Source organism: Flavobacterium silvaticum (genome assembly GCF_012911565.1).
In the GTDB taxonomy this organism is placed as follows: domain Bacteria; phylum Bacteroidota; class Bacteroidia; order Flavobacteriales; family Flavobacteriaceae; genus Flavobacterium; species Flavobacterium silvaticum.
In genome coordinates this window covers 163,933-184,840 of record NZ_JAAMPU010000102.1, presented here as the reverse complement: position 1 = coordinate 184,840, position 20,908 = coordinate 163,933, and the positions used below count along the sequence as shown (strand labels likewise).

17 protein-coding genes are annotated in these 20,908 nt (G+C 46.0%); 9 read left to right on the top strand and 8 right to left on the bottom strand.

Features of this window, described 5'->3' with window-relative positions:
• Positions 1-22 precede the first annotated feature (22 nt).
• From fbp to G6047_RS06970, 3 genes are all read right to left on the bottom strand, one after another.
• A complete protein-coding gene (gene fbp / locus G6047_RS06980; RefSeq protein ID WP_211165396.1) occupies positions 23-1,033 on the bottom strand; it encodes a class 1 fructose-bisphosphatase in 1,011 nt (336 codons plus the stop codon).
• A 92-nt stretch (positions 1,034-1,125) separates the two neighbouring features.
• Positions 1,126-2,376 carry an aspartate kinase gene (locus tag G6047_RS06975; RefSeq protein WP_169526767.1) on the bottom strand — a complete coding sequence of 417 codons (1,251 nt, stop codon included), beginning with the start codon at positions 2,374-2,376 and terminating at the stop codon, positions 1,126-1,128.
• A 209-nt stretch (positions 2,377-2,585) separates the two neighbouring features.
• Positions 2,586-3,053, bottom strand: a complete 468-nt coding sequence (locus G6047_RS06970) for a GNAT family N-acetyltransferase (protein ID WP_169526766.1) — start codon at positions 3,051-3,053, stop codon at positions 2,586-2,588.
• Positions 3,054-3,288: 235 nt separating this feature from the next.
• On the opposite strand from G6047_RS06970, the gene G6047_RS06965 reads away from it, so the two are divergent.
• The 3 genes from G6047_RS06965 (at position 3,289) to G6047_RS06955 (ending at position 7,751) form a co-directional block, all read left to right on the top strand.
• Complete coding sequence (locus G6047_RS06965; RefSeq protein ID WP_169526765.1) at positions 3,289-6,702, top strand: hypothetical protein; 3,414 nt, start codon at positions 3,289-3,291, stop codon at positions 6,700-6,702.
• 59 nt (positions 6,703-6,761) lie between these two features.
• Positions 6,762-7,373, top strand: a complete 612-nt coding sequence (locus G6047_RS06960; protein ID WP_169526764.1) for a hypothetical protein — start codon at positions 6,762-6,764, stop codon at positions 7,371-7,373.
• 138 nt (positions 7,374-7,511) lie between these two features.
• Complete coding sequence (locus tag G6047_RS06955) at positions 7,512-7,751, top strand: hypothetical protein (protein WP_169526763.1); 240 nt, start codon at positions 7,512-7,514, stop codon at positions 7,749-7,751.
• A gap of 48 nt (positions 7,752-7,799) precedes the next feature.
• Here the strand turns inward: G6047_RS06955 and G6047_RS06950 are convergent, their stop codons facing one another.
• From G6047_RS06950 to G6047_RS06940, 3 genes are read right to left on the bottom strand one after another with little or no spacing between them, the layout of a single operon-like run.
• Entirely contained in the window at positions 7,800-8,876 is a 1,077-nt protein-coding gene (locus tag G6047_RS06950; protein ID WP_169526762.1) for an efflux RND transporter periplasmic adaptor subunit, read from the bottom strand.
• The gene (locus tag G6047_RS06945; protein ID WP_169526761.1) at positions 8,873-12,058 is read right to left on the bottom strand and encodes an efflux RND transporter permease subunit; all 3,186 of its coding nucleotides are present in this window, start codon (positions 12,056-12,058) and stop codon (positions 8,873-8,875) included. Before G6047_RS06945 ends, G6047_RS06950 begins: the two co-directional genes overlap by 4 nt.
• Before the next feature lie 8 nt (positions 12,059-12,066).
• Positions 12,067-13,452, bottom strand: coding sequence for a TolC family protein (locus G6047_RS06940; protein ID WP_169526760.1), 1,386 nt, complete (start codon positions 13,450-13,452; stop codon positions 12,067-12,069).
• A 75-nt stretch (positions 13,453-13,527) separates the two neighbouring features.
• Here G6047_RS06940 and G6047_RS06935 point away from each other — a divergent pair, with 75 nt between their 5' ends.
• The 5 genes from G6047_RS06935 to G6047_RS06915 all read left to right on the top strand — a co-directional run bounded on the left by G6047_RS06935 (position 13,528) and on the right by G6047_RS06915 (position 17,024).
• Positions 13,528-14,649 (top strand): sensor histidine kinase, encoded by a 1,122-nt coding sequence (locus G6047_RS06935; protein WP_235946509.1) that lies wholly within the window; start codon positions 13,528-13,530, stop codon positions 14,647-14,649.
• Positions 14,625-15,317, top strand: coding sequence for a LytR/AlgR family response regulator transcription factor (locus tag G6047_RS06930; RefSeq protein WP_169526759.1), 693 nt, complete (start codon positions 14,625-14,627; stop codon positions 15,315-15,317). The genes G6047_RS06935 and G6047_RS06930 overlap by 25 nt, the downstream gene beginning before the upstream one ends.
• 20 nt (positions 15,318-15,337) lie before the next feature.
• Positions 15,338-15,802, top strand: coding sequence for a GNAT family N-acetyltransferase (locus G6047_RS06925; RefSeq protein WP_169526758.1), 465 nt, complete (start codon positions 15,338-15,340; stop codon positions 15,800-15,802).
• Between the two features lie 124 nt (positions 15,803-15,926).
• Positions 15,927-16,412 carry a YybH family protein gene (locus G6047_RS06920; protein ID WP_169526757.1) on the top strand — a complete coding sequence of 162 codons (486 nt, stop codon included), beginning with the start codon at positions 15,927-15,929 and terminating at the stop codon, positions 16,410-16,412.
• A 138-nt stretch (positions 16,413-16,550) separates the two neighbouring features.
• Positions 16,551-17,024: a YybH family protein gene (locus G6047_RS06915; RefSeq protein WP_169526756.1), complete on the top strand. Its 474-nt coding sequence runs from the start codon at positions 16,551-16,553 to the stop codon at positions 17,022-17,024.
• Here the strand turns inward: G6047_RS06915 and G6047_RS06910 are convergent.
• On the bottom strand, positions 17,017-18,753 hold the full coding sequence (locus tag G6047_RS06910) for a T9SS type A sorting domain-containing protein (RefSeq protein ID WP_169526755.1): 1,737 nt from the start codon (positions 18,751-18,753) through the stop codon (positions 17,017-17,019). The genes G6047_RS06915 and G6047_RS06910 overlap by 8 nt on opposite strands.
• A 232-nt stretch (positions 18,754-18,985) precedes the next feature.
• Here G6047_RS06910 and G6047_RS06905 point away from each other — a divergent pair, with 232 nt between their 5' ends.
• Complete coding sequence (locus G6047_RS06905; RefSeq protein WP_169526754.1) at positions 18,986-19,432, top strand: PA2169 family four-helix-bundle protein; 447 nt, start codon at positions 18,986-18,988, stop codon at positions 19,430-19,432.
• A gap of 326 nt (positions 19,433-19,758) precedes the next feature.
• Here G6047_RS06905 and G6047_RS06900 read toward each other — a convergent pair whose 3' ends face one another.
• A complete protein-coding gene (locus tag G6047_RS06900) occupies positions 19,759-20,535 on the bottom strand; it encodes a hypothetical protein (RefSeq protein WP_169526753.1) in 777 nt (258 codons plus the stop codon).
• Between the last annotated feature and the right edge of the window lie 373 nt (positions 20,536-20,908).

The following is a 20,908-nucleotide window of genomic DNA, read 5'->3' as shown; positions in this document are numbered from 1 at the left end:
CGTTGAAAATCACAAGTAAAAACTATTCTTCATTTGCATATAACATGAATTCTTCTGCCTTTTCGACCATATTCTTACTTCCGCAAAAAAACGGGACACGCTCGTGAAGTTCGGTGGGTTCCAATTCGAGAATACGCGTATACCCATCGGAAGCTTTTCCTCCGGCCTGTTCCGTAATAAATGCCATAGGATTGCATTCGTAAAGCAACCGCAGCTTTCCGTTTGGAGATTTTGTGCTTGTCGGATAGATGTAAATGCCGCCTTTGATCATATTCCGATGGATGTCAGAAACCAGACTTCCAATATACCTCGACGTATACGGCCTGTCGCCTTCTTCCTTTTGGCAATACTTGAGATAATCCTTCACGCCTTGCGGAAAGTGGATGTAATTGCCTTCATTGATGGAGTAAATGTTTCCGTCTTCACGAAATTTCATGTTCGGATGCGACAGATAGAATGTCCCGATTGCCGGATTCAACGTAAAACCATTGACACCATGTCCCGTGGTGTAAACAAGCATCGTCGAAGTGCCGTAAATTACATAACCGGCCGCAACCTGGTTGATTCCGGGTTGCAGGAAATCCTCAAGCGTTACGGGCGAACCGATTGGCGTCAGGCGTCTGTAAACCGAAAAAATAGTCCCGACCGGAACATTGACGTCAATGTTCGATGAACCGTCAAGCGGATCCATCAGGATCACATATTTGTTGTTGTGGCTGTTGTCACTGCCGGAAACAGTGATAAAGTCGTCGTTTTCTTCCGATGCGATTCCGCATGCAATTTCGCGGTTGATCAGCGTCTGTATAAAGACCTCATTCGCATACACATCGAGCTTTTGCTGATCTTCGCCCTGAATGTTGACTTCGCCCGCAGCACCGACGATATCGACTAATCCGGCCTTGTTTACCTTATAGTTGACCACCTTGGCCGCAAGCCGGATCGAGTTGATGATGCGTGATAATTCTCCTGTCGAATATTTGAATTCTTCCTGTTTTTCGATGATGAATTCACCGAGGGTTTTGCTGGGTTCCATAATTACGAAATCGATTTCGCTGCAAAAGTAGAAATCAATTCACGACTGGCAAGAGCAATTCGGAATTATAACAGAATCCTAACTCAAATTTTCTACAAAGTCACAATCTGGATAGTCTCGCGGCTGACCTGTTTTACCAAAACTTCTTTCCCCGATTCTACGATCTTAGTCGCTTTGTCATCAAAGTGGCGAATGGTATAAAGCGATACATTTTCGTTGTAGGAAACCTTGAATTTTTTGGAAAGAATCGTCTTGAGTTCAGGGAAATTCCCGAATTTATCATCGGCACAGACCGAAAATGAAATGGCCGAGTTCTGGATCAAATGGACTTTCATCTTGAATTTGTGCAGCAAAGCAAAAATCTCGCTGATATTTTCTTCCATGATGAACGAGAAATCTATCGATGAAAGTGAAATAAGCAGTTGGTCTTTTTTAACGATGAAGCACGGCAATTGCGGGTCCAAATCGGCACCTTTCGAAACCGATGTTCCTGGCAATAATGGATTCAGAAAGGATTTCACATACAACGGAATTTCTTTTCTCTGCAACGGCTGAAGCGTCTTCGGATGTATGACCGTCGCCCCGTAAAAAGCCAGCTCGATCGCCTCCCGATACGAAATCTGGTTCAGCAACGTCGCATTTTCAAAGTAGCGTGGATCGGCGTTCATCACACCCGGAACGTCTTTCCAGATCGTCACGCTTTCGGCATTTAGGCAGTAGGCAAAGATCGCGGCCGTGTAATCGGAACCTTCACGTCCTAAAGTGGTCGTAAAATTATTTTCATCGGAACCCAAAAACCCTTGCGTGATGTTGAGTGCTTTTTTCTTGAGATTCTTCGAGATGTTTTTTTGCGTCTGATCCCAATCGACATTAGCGTCGCGGTACGTACTGTCTGTTTTTATAAAATTCCTGACATCGATCCAACTCGTCGGAATGTTCCTGAAATTCATATAATGCGACAGGATCACCGTGGAAACTAATTCCCCGTAACTCACAATCTGGTCGTAAACAAAATTATAGTTCGGTGATTTGTTGTGCGACAGGAAATACTCCATGTCCGAAAAATGGCGGTTCACATCGGCAAACACATCATGGTCTCCATTATCGAACAAATCCAGCAGGATCTCAATGTGGTATTTCTTGACGTCCTGGAGCGACTCCTGCAATTGGCGCGACTTTTCAAAGTAGTTTTTTATGACCACTTCCAAAGCATTCGTCGTTTTTCCCATGGCAGAAACCACGAGCAGAACGTCCTCATAACCTGCTTGTTGCAATACCTCGTATACGTTGCGGATTCCTGCCGCATCTTTGACGGAAGCCCCGCCGAATTTGTAGATTTTCATAGTTTAATAGATGGTCGAAAGTTGAAAGTCAAATGACTTGTGCTATGACCAATAATGTTATTATTTTTTCAGGAGCTGGTTCCGGCTTCCGCTTCAAGTCCTCGCATTTCCGGCAGGTTTTCATCGGCAACAGGCGAGCTTCCGTTGGTCGCTGCCCGTTTGGTGAAAACCAGGCCGTCTCTGCTGTGGGCTATCCGCTAAAATCCGGGCTAGGCCGTAAATTCCAGGATTACCTTTTCGTCCATGTGGACCACACGCCAATCGGCAATGATTTTTGCACCAGACTTTTCATAAAAATCAATTGCCGGCGTATTCCAATCAAGCACGTTCCACTCAATCCGACAAACTTTATCTCTTTTGCCTTGGTTTATTACTGCTTTATACAAAGCTGAACCGGCTCCAGTGCCACGCGCAGATTCGGTGACTATCAAATCTTCCAGGTGGATCGTCTTGCCTTTCCAAGTCGAATAGCGGTAGTAATAAAGCGCCATGCCGATAATCCCTGAATCGGTTTCGGCCACAAAAGTATGGAATAACGCATTTTCACCAAAGCCGTCACGGATTAAATCGTCAACGGTAACGACCACGGCATCTGGCTCGCGTTCAAAAGTGGCGAGTTCCTTTATGAGTTTTAAGATAGACGGCATATCGTGGGCCGTTCCGGTTCGGATAATCATATCTGAGTTTTGGCAAAGCTACTGTTTTGCCACTTTTCGTGATTATGTTAATTAACAAAATAGGCAGAAAAAATGTAATTCAAAATCGATTTTTCTCTTGACTTTAGACATAACAAGTTTTGAAAACTTGTTATGTCTAAAACTCCAAAAAAACCAGACTCCTCAACAACACAAACCCTCCTTTTCCCAATCCCCGCAAACACACTACATTTGGTCTTTATCCGTTTCTATTGCTATGCCGAAAAAGTTGCTCCTGATCCTGCTTGCGATCCTGCCTTGCCTGTTATGGGCACAGCAGACACCGTCAGGTTACATCAGCAAAAAGGTAAAACCGGAAAGAGACACGATACGACTTGAAAATTTCAGCATCAATCCCGAACGTTTCGAGCTTCGCGACCCCAATGGAAAGCTGCTGGACAGCAGTTTTTACAAAGTCGATTTTGCAAAAGGGATTGTTGTCATGCAATCGAATCTAACTCAGGACAGCCTGACGGTTTCATATCAAAAATATCCAGATTACCTCACTAAAACGTACAGCGTTTATGATCCTTCGCGCGTTGTAAGTAATGAAAACGGGAATCTGTATCAGGTCAAAGAAGCGGCGCGCAAACCATTCGTCCCGTTCGAAGGCCTGAACACATCCGGAAGCATCACGCGCGGAATCACCGTCGGGAACAACCAAAATGCCGTAACGAATTCCGCCCTTGATCTTCAAATCGTCGGCAAAATATCAGACAAAGTAAGCCTTCGCGCCTCTATCCAGGACTCGAATGTTCCGCTTCAGGAAGGCGGTTATTCGCAAAAACTCGACGAATTCGACCAGATTTTCATTGAATTGTTCAGCGATAAATGGAAAATCCGCGCCGGCGACTTATTCCTCGAAAACAGAAAATCGCGTTTCCTCAATTTCAACAAAAAAGTCCAGGGAATTTCAACGGCCTTCGAGTTTGGCAAAGAAGGCAACAAAACCTTTGCGAATGCCGCTGTCGGTTTGGTCAGAGGTCAATATGCACGAAGCCAGTTCACCGGACAGGAAGGAAACCAGGGCCCATACAAACTGCGTGGCCCAAACGGAGAATTATACATTCTTGTGATTTCCGGTTCGGAACGGGTTTACGTCAATGGCGTTCTTTTGCAACGAGGCGAAAGCGAAGATTACGTGATCGATTACAACGCCGGTGAAATCACCTTTACCTCTTTGTTTCCGATTACTTCCGAGATGCGCATCAACGTCGAATACCAATACTCCGACCGGAATTTCACACGCTTCGTTACCTATGCGGGTGTGATGCACGAACGAAAAAAATGGAGCCTCGGAACCTATGTCTATTCTGAAAACGATGTCAAGAACCAGCCGCTTCAGCAAAACCTCACGCCTGAACAAGCCCAGATTCTTGCCGATGCCGGTGACGATCCGAACCTGATGACGGCTCCATCTGCCTATGTTGACACCTATTCGGAAAATAAAATCCTTTACCGAAAAATCCTGGTCAACGGCCTCGAAGTCTATGAATATTCGAACGACCAGACAGAGACTTTATACAACGTCCGGTTCACATTGCTCGGAAACAATCTGGGAAATTATGTCCTGACAAGTACGGCGGCAATCGGTAAGATCTATGAATATGTCGCCCCGATCGGTGGTATTCCCCAAGGCAATTACGAACCGATTATCCGACTGATCGCACCTGTGAAATTGCAGATTGCGACAATAATGGGTAAGATCAATCCGTCGGAAAAAACGCTTATCGATTTTGAAGGTGCCATCAGCAATAACGACCTTAATTTATTTTCCAACATACAGGACGACAACAACCGTGGACTTGCCGGACGCATCAACGCCAAACAGCGTTTGCTGACACGCAAGGAATGGAACATCGACGCTTACGGTCAATATCAGTTTGTCCAAAAGGAATTCCGGACCATCGAACGTTTGTTCAACATCGAATTCGACCGCGACTGGAATCTGGCGAACATCAATTCCGCCTCTCTTTTTGATCAATCCTATCTGGTTTCCGGTGTTTCATTTACCGATATCAATCGCGGAACCGCGCGTTACCAATTTGAAAACCTCGGTTTCGGCGGCGGATTCAATGGGTCGCGCCATCTCGTCGATGCCAGAATCAAGCTCAAAAAGTGGGATATCATCAACTCCGGAAGTTACTTAAGCAGCACCGCCGATTATTCGAATTCGTCCTTTTTGAGAAATTCGTTCCAGCTCAGGTATCGGTTCGGGAAGAATTGGGTCGGAGGCAGCCACAGGATAGAAGACAACCATGAACGTATCAATGCAACCGGGCAATTATCGGCCCTGAGCCAGAAATACAATGAGTTTGGCGGATTCATCGGACGTGGGGACAGCACCAGGGTTTTCGTCGAAATCGGCTACCTCAACCGAACCAACGACAGTTTGCAGAACGGATTTTTGTCGCGTGTCAACCGATCAAATTCCTATTACCTCAAATCGCGCCTTATTTCAAATGACAAGACGAACCTTTCGCTTTTCGTCAATTACCGAAGCCTCAAATTCGAAGATCCGGCTTTGGAAACCGAACCGTCGCTCAATTCGCGTTTGCTCTACAACGATCGGTTTTTCGACCAACTCATACAAGTTACCGGTTCTTATGAAAATACTTCGGGAACAATCGCCCAACAGGAATTTACCTATGTCGAAGTCGAACCCGGCCAAGGCATTTATACCTGGAACGATTACAACGGGAACGGCATTCAGGAACTCGAGGAATTCGAAGTCGCGCCTTATCCGGACCTGGCCAAATATGTGCGGGTCTTTTTGCCGAACCAGATTTTTCTACGCACGCACCAGAATCGGTTCTCGGCTTCCGGCACATTCAATTTCGGGCAATGGCAGAACAAGAAAGGTTTCAGGAAGTTCATGTCGTATTTCTATGACCAGATTTCTTACCTGACCGAACGCAAGATTGAACGGAACGGGAACAACTTTGACCTTGATCCTTTTTCCGTTTCTTCCGATGGCCTTCTCGGGCTCAACCAGAGTTTCCGCAACAGCCTTTTCTATAATCGCGGCAAGCAGAAGCATTCCACGACATACACCTATGTTTCGAGCCATACAAAAAGCCTTTTAAGTGTCGGCGCCATTGAGAATACGTCACGTTCGCATCAGTTCCAATACGCGCATCTCGTGGCCAAAACCTGGTTGTTCTCCATGAACGGCAAAACCATTTTCACTACAGCAGAATCTGAGAATTATGAAGCCCGTAATTATGAAATCGACGGCTATCAGTTCTCTCCCAAAATATCGTATTTGTTCTCGAAAAATGCGAGCTGGGATATTTTTTACGAAAGGCAGCAAAAGGACAATGAGATAAATGATAAAGAATCTCTCGGACAAGACCGTTTCGGAACTTCGTTTTCCTATACGGGCGAAAAGAAGTTTTCAGCCAACGGAGAGTTTTCGTTGTACAAGAATAAGTTCGACGGGGATTCGCTTTCACCCGTCGCCTATCAAATGCTCGAAGGGCTTCAGGCAGGGCAGAATTTAACGTGGCGTTTCCTGTTGCAAAAGAACCTGACGCAATATCTTGATGTCAATGTCAATTATCAGGGCCGAAAAAGTGAAACTTCAAAAGCGATACATACCGGAAGCGTGCAATTACGGGCGTTTTTTTAACAACAGATGCGACGCTTAAGGAATCCAAACTGTTATATTTGGAAAATCAATTGCTTTTTATGAAAACATATACCTTTTTGGCGATAGGAATATCGGTACTTTTCGTCGCCTGCAAAAAAGATCTGGAACCACAGGAAAGTTCGATTCCTCTGGCAGCCACAAATGCTCAGACTCCAGTCACACCGACACCGCAACAGGTTCAGGCACAACCGCAAGCTGTTACCGCTCCGGGAATGAATCCGCCACACGGACAGCCGGGCCACAGATGTGATATCGCAGTCGGAACACCTTTGAGCCAGCCAATACAGACAAAACCGGCACAGGCAACAAGCCAGCCGATGACCATCAATGCAAACGGACAGGTCGTGGGACAAAACGGAAGCTATAAAGTCACACAGGCTCCGGCCCAAAAAGTCGCTCCGGGAATGAATCCGGCCCACGGACAGCCGGGACACAGATGTGACATTGCAGTAGGCGCACCATTGAACAGCCCTCCGGGAACAGGACAGAAAGCTGCCGGAAGCACGACATCTGCTCCAATTTCGATAAATTCAGACGGTCAAGTAACTGGTGGTGAAGGAAAAGTAAAAATTACCCGAACCGACAACAACGCACCAAAGAATGATGTTCCGGCATTGCTTCAGGCACCGCCTCCGGAACCGACTAAATAAAGTAATTCGCCCGCTCATACAGCGGGCTTTTTTATTTCGTGGATCCTGAAATTTTAATAGAATATTTGCAAATATGATTCTGTTTTCAGCGTTACTTTATCATATCAAAATCAATTGATAATTAGTAACAGACATCACATGAAAAATGCAATTTTAGCCGTCGCCTTCCTTTTCACAATTGGAGCCATGGCACAGGAAACACCAAAACAAAAAGTCGACAAAGCTGCCGACAAAACCGAGAAAGGAATTAAGAAAGGTGCCGATGCCACTGCAAAAGGCGTCAAAAAAGGAGCCGATGCTACAGCCAAAGGTGTCAAAAAAGGCGCTGATGCTACTGGAAAAGCAGTAACAAAAGCAGCTGACAAGGTTTCTAAGTAAACGAAAATCTTTTAAAGCAAAAACGCGACAAGTACTTGTCGCGTTTTTTTATTTCAACGGGGTTCCGTCCTTTATTTCTTCTGAACCAAGTTTAACAACCTGGGCGCCCTTTGGCAAATCGCCGAAAATTTCGACTTTGTCTTCAAGCTCACGGCCTTTCTGGACATCTACACGTTTGGTCAAACCATTATCGGCAAGCAACACATAAACGCCTTCGCTTGAGGTAACCACAGCACTTTTGGGAACTACCATAGTACTGTCCGGCGCATTGAGCGGAAGCACGACTTCTGCAATCATTCCGGGTTTAAGATTGGCTTTGTTGATGACATCCATTTCGACTCTTTCCGAACGCAATCTGGCATCCAAGGCACCGGACATACGTGCAATCTTCGCATCGAATTCTTGTCCCGGCAACGATTTTACCTGGAATTTCAATGCATCCCCATCTTTCAGGTAACCCGAGAATTGTTCCGGCACAAAAACAGAAAGACGCAGCTTGTCTTGCTGTTGGATCGTGACCATCGGCAAATCCGAACCTTTTCCGCTTGGCCCCACATAAGCGCCTAAATTGATATTCCTCGCAGACACAACACCTGTAAAAGGGGCACGGATCTGAAGGTAATTCCTGTAATTCTGGACTTCGGCGTATGATGCTTTTGCGGCCTGGAACTGAGCGTAATCTGAGTTCTTTTTGGCATCGGCGAGTTCGAGTTCGTTTTTGGAGATCGTTCCTTCGACCTTACTTGTCTCAAACAGCCGGTTGTAAGTTCCTTTGCTGGCAATGTAAACGGCTTCGAGCGATTTGTAACGCGATTCTGCAGCTGAGAGTTGTGAACTTATTTCGGGCGCTTCGAGTACAATGAGTAACTGGCCTTCTTTTACTTCGGATCCAATATCTACCTTAAGTTCCTTTACAAAACCGGTGACCTTGGCATAAATATCGACTTGCTTGAAACCCGTCAATTCCGCCGGGACGCGCATTTCCGTCGAGAATTTCTCCTTGGTGACGGCGACTGTTTCCAATGCAGGCATAGGTGCATCGGCAGCCGGTTTGTTTTCTTCTTCTTTTTTTCCGCAGGCAACAACAAGTGCCGAAGCGATTACAATCAGGAACTTATTTTTCATGAGTGGATAGTGTTCGGTGCAACATAAAATTTACTTTGCTCATCTTCAGGATCAAGCGATACAGATTGTGTCGTGGCATTACCCTGGACCCAGGCAAAAATGAGCGGAAGGATAACCAATACGGCGAATGTCGAAAACAACAATCCACCAATTACGGCGCGTCCGAGTGGGGAAACCTGGTCGCCTCCTTCTCCGTGTCCGATAGCCATTGGCAACATCCCCATAATCATCGCGATACTGGTCATGATGATGGGCCTGAGTCGGACAGATGCGGCTTCACGTGCGGCCTCAATCGCATTTCCGCTTTGCAGTCGCAGATGTTCGGCATTCGTGACTAAAAGTACGGCGTTCGCAATCGAAACCCCAACAGACATGATGATTCCCATATACGACTGCAGGTTCAGCGTAGATCCGGTGAGGAACAGCATCAACAGCGATCCCAAAACCACGGCCGGAACTGTCGTAAGCACTACTGCAGATACTTTGAACGACTGGAAATTGGCAGACAGCATGAGGAAAATCACGATAACCGCTACCAAAAGACCTGACTGCAGGCTGTTCATCGTATCTTCCAAAACGGTTCCCATCCCGAAGGGCTCGACGAACAATCCGCGTGGCAATTCACCTAACGAATCGATGTCTTTGCGGACTTGTTTCACCGCAGTTCCCAAATCTTTTTTGCTGATGTTAGCAGTTACCGACACATATGGAATAGCGCCCATATTGTCATTTTCCCCGTGTGTCGTTCCCGGATAAACCGTAGCGACATCGCCCAAAACCGGACGCGACTGGTTGCGTAGCACCGGAATTTCATTGATGTCGTTTTCCGTCCGCATCTTATCTAAAGGAACCTGGACCTGGACGCTGTAGGATTGCCCCGATTTTTCATCGATCCAGTTGTTCTTTTCGGTGTATCTGGAAGACGATGTCGAAGCTACCAGCGAACGTGAAATGTCACTTACATCGACCCCGATCTGGGCCGCACGCACACGGTCGATATTGACGTTGAGCGCCGGATAATTCACGGGTTGTGCAATCTGTACATCGCGGAAATACGAAGTTTCTTTGAGTTTATCGACGAGCTTCTGCGCATATTGTTCGTTGAGTTTTTTGGCCTTGCCCGACACACGGATCTCGATTGGCGTCGTAGCACCCTGGCTTAATACTTTGTCGGTCAATTCAATCGGTTCAAACGACAGTTTTACATTGGGCAATAATTTCGACATATGGCTGCGAAGTTCATCCTTGAATGCGTCAAGGTCGAGTTCATTGTCCTTGAACGCCACCTGGAAAACGGCTTCATGTGGCCCGGCCGTAAACAAATAAATCGGGTTGATGGAAAACAATGACGGGTGTTGTCCGACGTAAGCCGATGTGATGCTGACATGGTCTTTTCCGACAATCTTATTGATTTCATTAAGGACGATTTTAGCCTGCTCTTCCGTCCGTTCGACACGTGTCCCGGCAGGCGCGCGCATGCGCAACTGGAACTGGCTCGAATTGACTTTGGGAAATACGTCCTGCCCGATTGAAGTGATGCAGACCACCGCTAAAGCCGTAACCCCGATCAGGTAAATCAGAGTCACCGGTTTTCTTACCGTGAACAATCTGTCCAAAAAACGAATGAAGCGCGCGCGGAATTTCTCGAAACGCGTGACCTTTCCGTCGTGGTCGAAATCTTCGGCATCTGTTTTTTCAGGATGCACATGCGGTTTCATAAGCCAGTTGGCCATGACCGGAACGAACGTCTGCGAAAGCAGGAACGAGATGATCATCGAGAAGCCAATCGCGGAAGCCAATGGTAAAAACAGCGACCCCGGGATTCCGCTCATGGTAAAAGCCGGCGCAAAAACAGCGAGGATACAAAGCAGGATGAGTAATTTCGGAAGGGCGATTTCCTTACACGCATCCCAAATGGCGAGGGCTTTCGGTTTGCCCATATCGAAATGCTGGTGTATGTTTTCAATCGTCACCGTACTTTCATCGACCAAAATACCAATCGCAAGAGCAAGCCCTGAAAGCGTCATCAGGTTGACCGTAAAGCCAAACAATTTGAGAAACAAGACACCGGAAATGATTGAAATCGGAATCGTCAAAATTACGATCAAGGCAGCACGGCGGTCGCCCAAAAAAAGCAATACCATCAATCCGGTCAGTATCGCCCCGATCACACCTTCGGTAATCAAGCTTTTGACCGAGTTGATTACGTAAACCGATTGGTCGAATTCATATGACAATTTCACGTCTTCCGGCAACGTACTCTGGATTCTGGGCAACGCGGCTTTAAGATTGTTCACCACGTCCCACGTCGATGCATCGGCGCTTTTTGCGATGTTCATATACACCGAACGTTTTCCGTTGATGAGTGCATAACCGGCCACGATGTCTGCCCCGTCTTTCACTTTGGCCACATCGCCCAGATATAAGTTCTGGACATTGTTCTTGAACAGTGGAATCTTCTCGAAATCCTTGATGTCACGGATTGTATAATTCGTCGGCATCAGGTAATTTTTGTCCCCGACACGTACGTTGCCCGGAGGTGCGGTCTGGTTGTTGACGCGGATGGCTTCGACAATCTGGTCTGCGGTAAGATTGTGCGACCGCAACAAATCCGGATCTACGTTTACCTCGATTGTACGCGGGCTTCCTCCATTCGGTGCCGGCGACAGCAATCCCGGAATCGAAGTAAACGACGCACGGACATAGATGTTGGCCATATCCTGCAATTCGTTGTTCGACCGTGTCGGGCTGCTTAACACCAATTGCCCTACCGGAAGTGACGAAGCGTCAAAACGTATTACGAACGGCGGTTGCGAACCCGGTGGAAAAATGGCTTGTATCCGGTTCGATAAGGCCGAGAGTTCAGATGCGGCCTGGGCCATGTTCGTTCCCGGGTAATACGTGAGTTTCATCAGCATCAAACCCTGGATATTCTTGGTCTCGATAGATTTGATCCCGTTGGCGAAAAGCAGGATATTGATGTAGTTCTTGGCATAGTACGCCTCCATTTGGTCCGGTGTGTAACCGCCAAAAGGGTGCGCAATATAAATGACCGGCAGGTTCATCTGCGGTAAAATATCTACTTTGATGTCTTTTACCGCACCAATCCCGAAGAAGAACAATCCGGCGACGAGAACGATAATGGAAATAGGTTTGCGAAGTGCAAATTTAATCAGATTCATGGCTTATATCAGAATTCGTTCAGGAACAGGTTAAAGTCTCCGGCGGCCGATGCTTTGAGCAAAAGCGATTGCCAGACGTTGGTATAAATGACATCGCGGTCCGTTTCGGCACGATTGAGCGCATACAACGTCTGGGTCACATCGACAAGATTCGTCAACCCGTTTTTATATAAGGTCGTCCGTTGCAGATACGCCTGTTGGGCAGCACGCACCTGTCGCGGCGATTCGTTGTAATTGTCCATCGCATACCGGATCTTGGCATCGGCGGCATCGAGCTGTGTCTTGAGTTGTTGGTCGACCAGATTGTATTCTTCCTGTAATCCCGCAGACACGAATTTTTGTGAAGCCACTTGTTTCGATGTCCGGAAAATATTGGTCAGGTTCCAGGTCACACCGACGCCGACGAGATAATTCTGCCTGTCGGGGCTGATGCCATCGACATAATTCTGGGTAAATGCCGTCTGGTCGGTTGCGTAAGAAGAATCGAAACCCGAAGCTCTCGTCTGATAAACCCCGAACAGACTGAAAGACGGAAAATAACCGGTCTTAAAAAGTTTCTCCTGCCGGTTGGCATAATCGACGCGGCTTTTGTAGAATTTCAAAATAGGATTTATGGTATCGGACGGCCGTTCCATAGTCAGCACATTCTTGGGAACGCGGGCAACCAAAGACGTATCAAGTGCATAATCCCGGACTTCGACGCCCATCAGTTGGACGAGTCGGTTGTTTTGTTCCTTGACTAAATCACGCACACGGTTCACGTCTATTTTAGCACGCGATACTTCGGAGCTCGCCATGGTCGAATCGACCCCGGGCAACAATCCGTTCCGGACGCGGGCAGCTGAAGTATTTAAAACCACTTGCGCGCGTTCAAGGTTCTTGATTTGGGAACGCAGCAATCGCTGGCTCGCCAAAAGGTTCAGGTAAGCCGCGGAAATGCGAATCTGGTGCTGGAAGATTTCCTGGTTCAGGTCGGCTTTGGTGCGGACTTCATCGGCTTTTGCCAGAAGAATCCGGTTTTTGTACCGACCGAAAGTGAAGAATTCCCAGTTGACGTTCGCCAGGTACAAAGCCCCGAAAGCGGCATTCCAGTTCTGGTGGTCGAGCGGCAATCCGGAAGAGGCGACTCCATAACCGCCATAGCCGTAAAGCGGGCCGTTCTGTCCGTTGACCGTTCCGTAATCCTGCTGGCCTACGAGGACAACATTCGGCAGATAATCGCGTTTTGCCTGGCCGACGGTTTCAGCCGAAGCTTTGTTGTAGTTTTCCTTCGCCTTGATATTCGGGTAGTTCTTTATTCCTGTGGCCACAGCATCGGGCAAAGTAAGCAATTGGGCCTGGGCAAATGAAGTCGTCAGGATTGCCAAAAAGAGTAACTTGAGTGAGTTGGGCATAAAAAGGGATTTTCTCAATGTCGGGTACAAAAGTACTTTGCCCTTTTCATTGAAACTTAGCTTACAGCCTATTAAATGACAAAATGCATTCGTCATTTGAAACTATTAAAGAAAACAAAAATCACGACCTTTGCCCCGATGGAGCAGCGTGTTAAATCTATTTTAGCGAGTAAATACGGTCAGGAAACCGCGGTTTTTCTATTCGTAATGACAATCCATTTGCTCAAATACGATTGGGTTCATCACAGATCTGCCTTAGCATTGGCGGGCGCTTTTGGTTATTTCCTGATTTTGTACATCCATGCACAGACGAATCGTTTTTTACTGTTGCCGACGCTGTTGGTCAAACGGATGCCATTTGAATATATAGGCGGAACGATCGTACTGATCCTGCTTTTTTCATTCGGCATACACGAATATGCCAATTACGTACTCGCTAAAATCCCGAATTCAAGCCCGAGTTACAACAAAGGTTTTTTATACCAGGCCGCCGGCGTCACCGCAAACCTCGTGATTATCTTAGGCCCGATCATCATGTTCAAATTTTATCGGGAACAAAAAAGACAGCAGGATGAAGCGTTGTTGTTCAACGAACTGCAACTGCAATCGCTTAGAAGCCAACTCAATCCGCATTTTCTTTTCAATACGTTCAATACGCTTTACGGAACAAGTTTGCAGCATCCGGAACGCACGCCGGATCTGATCATGAAAGTATCGCAATTGCTCCGCTACCAGATTGAATCCGATTCGCGTCAGTGGGTCACATTGGAGGAAGAACTCGAATTTATCAACAGCTACATCCAGTTGGAAAAAGAACGCGTCGGTTACAGATGCAACATCGCATTCGACGACAAGATCAAGGCTTCCGATTCGTATAAAATACCTCCGATGCTGCTGATCGTATTCGTTGAAAACGCCTTTAAGCACGGAACGGGAACAGTTGAAAATTGCTTCGTCACCATTTCAATGGAAATTGTCGATTCGAAACTCGTCGCCAAAATCAGCAATTCGATACCACAGAAAAAACAGCAGGTGATTTCAACCAAGATCGGCCTGCAAAAAACCCGCGAACGCCTCGATTTGCTTCACGGGGATAATTATAAAATGGAGGTGGACCAACAGCCGGAATGCTACACGGTCTCGCTTGAACTTCCGCTAAAAAAAGTTGCCTCATGCCATCCGTGCGCCGTTGCATGATCGTGGACGACGAACCTGCGGCGCATTACGTGTTGCAGAATTACATCGGACAGAACCCAAATCTCAAGCTCGAATTCCAGTGTTATAACGGGTTCGATGCGGCGGCTTATCTGTCGGAACATCAAATAGACATTCTTTTTCTCGATATCGACATGCCGGAAATGAGCGGACTCGAACTGTTGCGCCAACTTGAAAATCCGCCACGCACGATTTTGACTACCGCCTATTCTGAATTCGCCCTCGAAAGCTACGATTTTGGCGTGGTCGATTATTTACTCAAGCCGATTTTCCATCCGCGGTTTGAAAAAGCAGTCAAGAGATTGTTCGAAATGTTCCCAAAACCCGCTGTGGCCGGAAATAATATCAATTCCATTACGGTCAAAGTCGATAGTTCGATGATCGAAATCCCGCTCGACCAATTGATGTATGCCCAGAGTTACGGCAATTACGTCAAGATTTTTACACCGGAAAAAACGTGGCTCGCTTCCATGACGACCAATGAACTCGAAAATTCGTTACCGGCCGAACGATTCATGCGCGTCCACAAATCTTACATTGTGGCTTTGGATAAAATTTCAGGATTCGACCGGGAATCGATTTTGGTTACGGATGAAAAAATTCCTGTCGGGATTACGTACCGACGCGAATTGGCCGAACGCTTGCGATAAATCTTCGTTATCTTTCGGGAATGATAATCCGTCAGAAAAAACTACTCGACACGTTCGAAAAAATCCGCATTTGCCAAATATGGAACTGCGAATATCCGGTCACGCTCAATTACGAAAATGTCGCGGATTTTGAAATGTACCTCAACTCCTTGTCTGACCCGAATCATTATTTGCTGATTGGCAATGATGACACAATCCAGGGTTGGGCGTGCACATTCAGCAGGAATGATTCCAGATGGTTCGCTATTTTGCTCGACACCGAAATACACGGAAAAGGTTTTGGATCTCAGATGTTGTCGGAACTAAAAAAAGCGGAATCGGATTTAAGCGGTTGGGTGATCGATAGAGATTCGGAAGTACGAAAAGACGGTTCTTTCTATAAATCACCTCTTGATTTCTATCTCAAAAACCAATTTAGGCCGTGTGCTGAAGAACGTCTTGAAACGGAAAAGATTTCGGCTGTAAAAATTTTCTGGAAGCGATAACTTCTTTCCGTAATTCTGCTATTTATATAATGTTGGTTTTCCAAACTTTGTAACACTACGGCAAAATCCTATAAAGCGAATGGGATTATCCTTGTTAATTTTCCAAAACCTAAATCAGTTGGAAATGAAACTTCAGAATATAATCTTGCTGGCAGTTTTGGTTGTTCTTTCAGGCTGTAAAAAACCGTCGGAACAGGAAGAAGGACAGACCGCGATAAAAGACGAAATCCAGGCACTCGAAAACAGATATGCCAAAGCTGTCAGCTCCAAAGTCCTCGATTCCATAATGCCTTATTACGCAGATGATGCCGTGAGTTATGACAGCGAAGCCAAGCCTTTGAGCGGCAAAAAATCAATCCGGGCCAGCATCAACAATAAGTCATCGGCTTATCCGGAAAGTGAGCAGATGACGTTTACGGTAACAGAGGTTTTTCCTTCGTCAGATGCCGAACAGGTCGTGGAAATTGGCCATTATCAGGTTAAAGATTCCAAAGGAATTGCATACGGAAGCGGAAACTATTTTGCCTTGTTTGAAAAACGCGATGGCAAATATGTTTGTATCAGAGACATACAAACACCGGATACGCCACGAAAGGTAGCAGTAAAATAATTGAGTAATTGCGTTAATAGGTAAAATCCTCCCCATAAGGGAGGATTTTTTATTGGGGATAAACTTGTTAAAAACTTGGTTTGATGCTAAAAAAAGCGACGGCTTTACCTGTTGTATATTCGCAAAAACTGTTCGATTATGAAGATCAATGTCCTGATTTTGCCCCTGTTAGTCATCGCTGCTTCCTGCACAAAGCCTGTCGAACGAACGGAAGTAGTAGGACCGGAAGTGATTCGGGCGGAGATCCAGTCGCTTGAAAACAATTATGCGCGTTGGGTCAACTCCAAAAACGTAGACAGCATCATGCAGTATTATGCCGATGACGCGGTGAGTTATGACAGCAATTCCAAGCCGCTGCACGGAAAAGACGAGATCCGCGAAAGCATGAAGGAACTTTCAAAAGGTTTTCCAGAAGGCGCCGGAATCAAATATACCGTAATGGAAGTATACCCGACTTCAGATGGCCAGCAGGTAGTCGAAATCGGGCATTACCGGATTGATGATCCAAAAGGGCGCAACTACGGAAGTGGCAATTATTTTTCACTATTCGAAAAACGCGATGACAAATATCTTTGCATACGTGACATCCAAACGCCCGATTCTTCTAATTGACGATCAGTTTTTTGGTTTCTGCAGATTTCCCATTCTCTACTTTCACCAGATAAGTTCCGGAAGGTAAGGTCAATTGATGCTGTAACGTATTTATTTCAAAACCTGAAATACGCTGGCCGAGCATCGAATAAATAGTAGCCGATGCTCCGTTGTAAGAACTGTCAAAACTAAAATTCACGTTTCCGTTTGATGGGTTTGGATATATTTTCCACGAACCAGACGATGCCATATCTTCCAAGCCCAAAGCTTGTGGGCCGAGTCGTTCCACATACGCATCGACCCATCCGGCAGCTGTCACCTGGAATTCACCGTCGCCCGGATCCAAATCTGCCGATGTATCAAATCCGCCACACAAATAAAACAGGCCAGAATCTGTAATTTTCAAATCTTCGATAGTATCATTGTATGGCCCCCCCAGGGTTTCAGCCCAGAGCGCATTACCTTCGGAATCGAATCTGGCTAAAAACACATCCTCGGGATAATTATCGCCCGCGGTTGCCGTAATGATTATGTTGTCCGAACCTGGCAATGGTACGGTAGTGTTAAATGTTCCGGCCATTATGAATTGTCCGTCCTGACGTGATAAAATTTTATGTGGATAGAATGCACCTACAGGGCCTGTTGCTTTTGCCCACATAAGATTTCCGGATGTATCCAGTTTGAAAAGCGCCAGTGAATTAGTCATGCCTTCTGATGAAAACAAAGATTCTCCAGCTCCCGGATCCAAATCTACCTGACCGCGGAACATTCCTGAAACAATGAGATTGCCGTCTGGGGCAAGGCCCATTGCGGTGGCGGCAATAAAAATATTGTTGAAAGCATCAGCCCAAACGAAATCTCCGGCTTGATCCAGTTGCAATACATATGCGCTTCCTCCAATCTGGCCAAATTGGTCTGCCGGACCTGGAGGCAGTGAGTGAACACCGGTTCCGGGATCGGCATCCATTCCCGTATGATAGCTTCCCAGTATAAATAAATTCCCGTTGTCGGACAGTTTAAGTTCGGCAATACGGGTGTCATCGCCACCTCCGAATTGTTTTACCCAGATAAAATTTCCGTCCGTATCAAGCTTGAGCAGGAAGGCATCCCAGCTTCCGGTAGCCGTAAGGTTCTGGACACCGTTTCCGGGATCAAAATCGGCCGTTTCCGCAAACATTCCGGCAACGATTATATTTTCGTCGGCATCGATAACCAAACTGTTCACGCTATCGGCTTGGGTTCCACCTACTTTTTTCGCCCAAATAAAATTGCCATCCGAATCCAATCGGACAACGGCTACATCATACGATTTGTAGATAGGATTCAACATAAGCGTAGAAGACAGGTTGAATACGCCGGTGCCGGGATCGAAATCTACCGTTCCGTTGAATGTACCGGCCAAAATAATGTCTCCGTTAGGCATTAAAGCCATATGGCTCCAGAAATTCCCGTCGGCTCCGCCCATTCTTTTTGCCCAGACGAAATTTCCCTGACCGTCGAGTTTTTGTACATAGCCATCGGGCGAATTTCCGGTTTGGGTCAGCAGAGCCTCGCCTGGTCCGGGGTCAAAATCTACCGTTGCACTAAAGGTTCCGGCTGTATAAACGTTTCCATCCGAATCCGTAGCGAGTGCATAAGCGCTTTGATGTCCAATGCTTCCGAAAGTTCTTGCCCAATGCAGAACAGGGTCTTCTTGAGAATAACTTATGAAAGAAATAAAAAGAGTAAATAGAAGTACTGGTTTTTTCATGTGTTGTGTTTTGGTCAATGATAAACTGTTCAATATGGCTTTTCCCTAACCGTAGGGTTTCGTTTTCTGAAATCCATATCAGAATTCCCAACAAACTGATTATTGTAAATTTTATCCGACAATATCTGGTCCCGCTTTTCCAATTATGTAACCCTTGAGAAAAAAAGCGTAACACGTTTGGCTTTTGAAAATTGGAAATTTGAGATATACAATAATTAAAATTCAAATACAGATGAGTACTTCAAAAACAGTATCCGCATTAAATGACCTTATAGAGATCAACAACGACAGAATCGAAGGCTACAAAAAAGCCATGAAAGAAACAGACGATTCAGACCTCAAAAGATTGTTCGCCGAATTGAGCATCACGAGTGAGAAAAACCTTTCTGAATTACTGAAGCAAGTGTACGGACTTGGCGGCACACCGGAAGAAGGCACACGCGCCACCGGAAAATTATTCCGCGCCTGGATGGACCTTAAAGCAGCCGTTACGGGAAATGACAAACACGGAATACTTTCTTCGTGTGAGTTTGGTGAAGACAAAGCGCAGGAAGCGTATGAAGCCGCTTTGGAAGATGAATCACTGACACCGGAACAACGCTCAATGGTTCAGTCACAAAAAACGGCATTACGCGCCGATCACGACAAAGTGAAAGCATTGCGTGATGCCAATGCATAATGGGATTTGCCCTGAATTTGAAAGCCCCGGATTAAGTCCGGGGTTTTTATTTTACCGTGAGTTCGATGTAAGCACAAAGCCCGGATTCCAGAAAATACATATATGCCTTAAAAGAAGCAGATATTATCTGTTGACTTTAAACCTACTTATGAATTTTTGTGGCGATTGAAACTGTGGATTTTTAAAAATCCACAGTTTCAATCGCCACAAAAATCACAAAAATGGTATTGGCGTCCCTCCTGAAAAGGCCAAAGGATTTTGGTTTGATTGTCTAACAATTTGGTCGAAGACAGTGCATAAAAAAACCGGCCTCAGCCGGTTTTAAACTATTTCTTCTTCGATTTCTTTTTGGATTTCGCTTTGGCCTTGATTTTTTGTTTGGCTTTGGCCTTTTTAGCTTTTTCCTTATCCTTTTTGACTTTAGCTTTAGCCTTGTCTTTTTCTTTTTGCTTGGCCTTTTTGGCTTTGGCTTTTTCTTTCTCCTTTGACTTTTTATCCTTTTTGACTTCTGGAGCTGCGGTCACAGCTTCCTTTTTCAAAAGTTCCGACAGCAAATCTGGTTTTGGTGCAGTTGCTGGCTTTGCAGCTGCTGGACGTCCGCGTCTTGCAGCTGTAGTTGTTGTCTTTCTTACGGCAGGTGTTGTTGCAGGTGTTGCTGCGACAGCTGTTGTAGTTTTCGCTGCTGCAGGTGCTTTACGAGCCGGTGTGCGCTTTGTAACGGGAGCCTTTTTCGCCGCTGTTTTGGCAGGAGTACGTTTTACAGGTGCTTTTTTAGCGGGAGCAGAAGTTGATGCAGCAGTGACTGTTGCTGCTACTGGTTTTTGAGGAGCCGAAACTTTTGCCGGAGCTTTTTTAGCCGCTGCTGTACGTCTGGCCGGCGTTTTAGTGGTTACTTTTGGTTTTGAAACCGGAGTTTTTTTTACTGGAACAGAAGCTGCCTGCGCGCTTACTGGAGCGGTTGTAGCCGGAGCCGTAGTTTTTACCGGTGTCTTCGCTTTAGCTGCCGGTGTTTTTGGTGTTGTTACCGATGCCGCCTTCGCGGGTTTAACGGTCGTAGTTTTGGAAACTGCTTTAGGTGCAGCGGGTTTTCTACTTATTGCCATAGTTTATGCTTTTGGTAATCGCGAACGAACGCAATTTTTAACAAATATACTTTATAAAGTGGATAGATTTCATAAACCCTTGTTATTTAAGCTATCCCAAAATTTATGATTGCAGATTTGTACATCTGTTTTAGTGATGCGCTAATTTAAGATACAGCATCAGATTCACTGTTATGTAAAAAAGAAATTATGAAGCAATAATTATTGTGTCGGCCTTGATGCTGCAAAAAGAAAAACCTACATTTTCCTAAGTTTTTCACATTATCCAAACCACAAATGGACTATCCAATCTCCAACTCCACTGACCGCAGGCAAACATACCATTGTCGTCAATTTTGAATCATGCTGGCGGAGGAGTCGGCAAGGCCGCCAA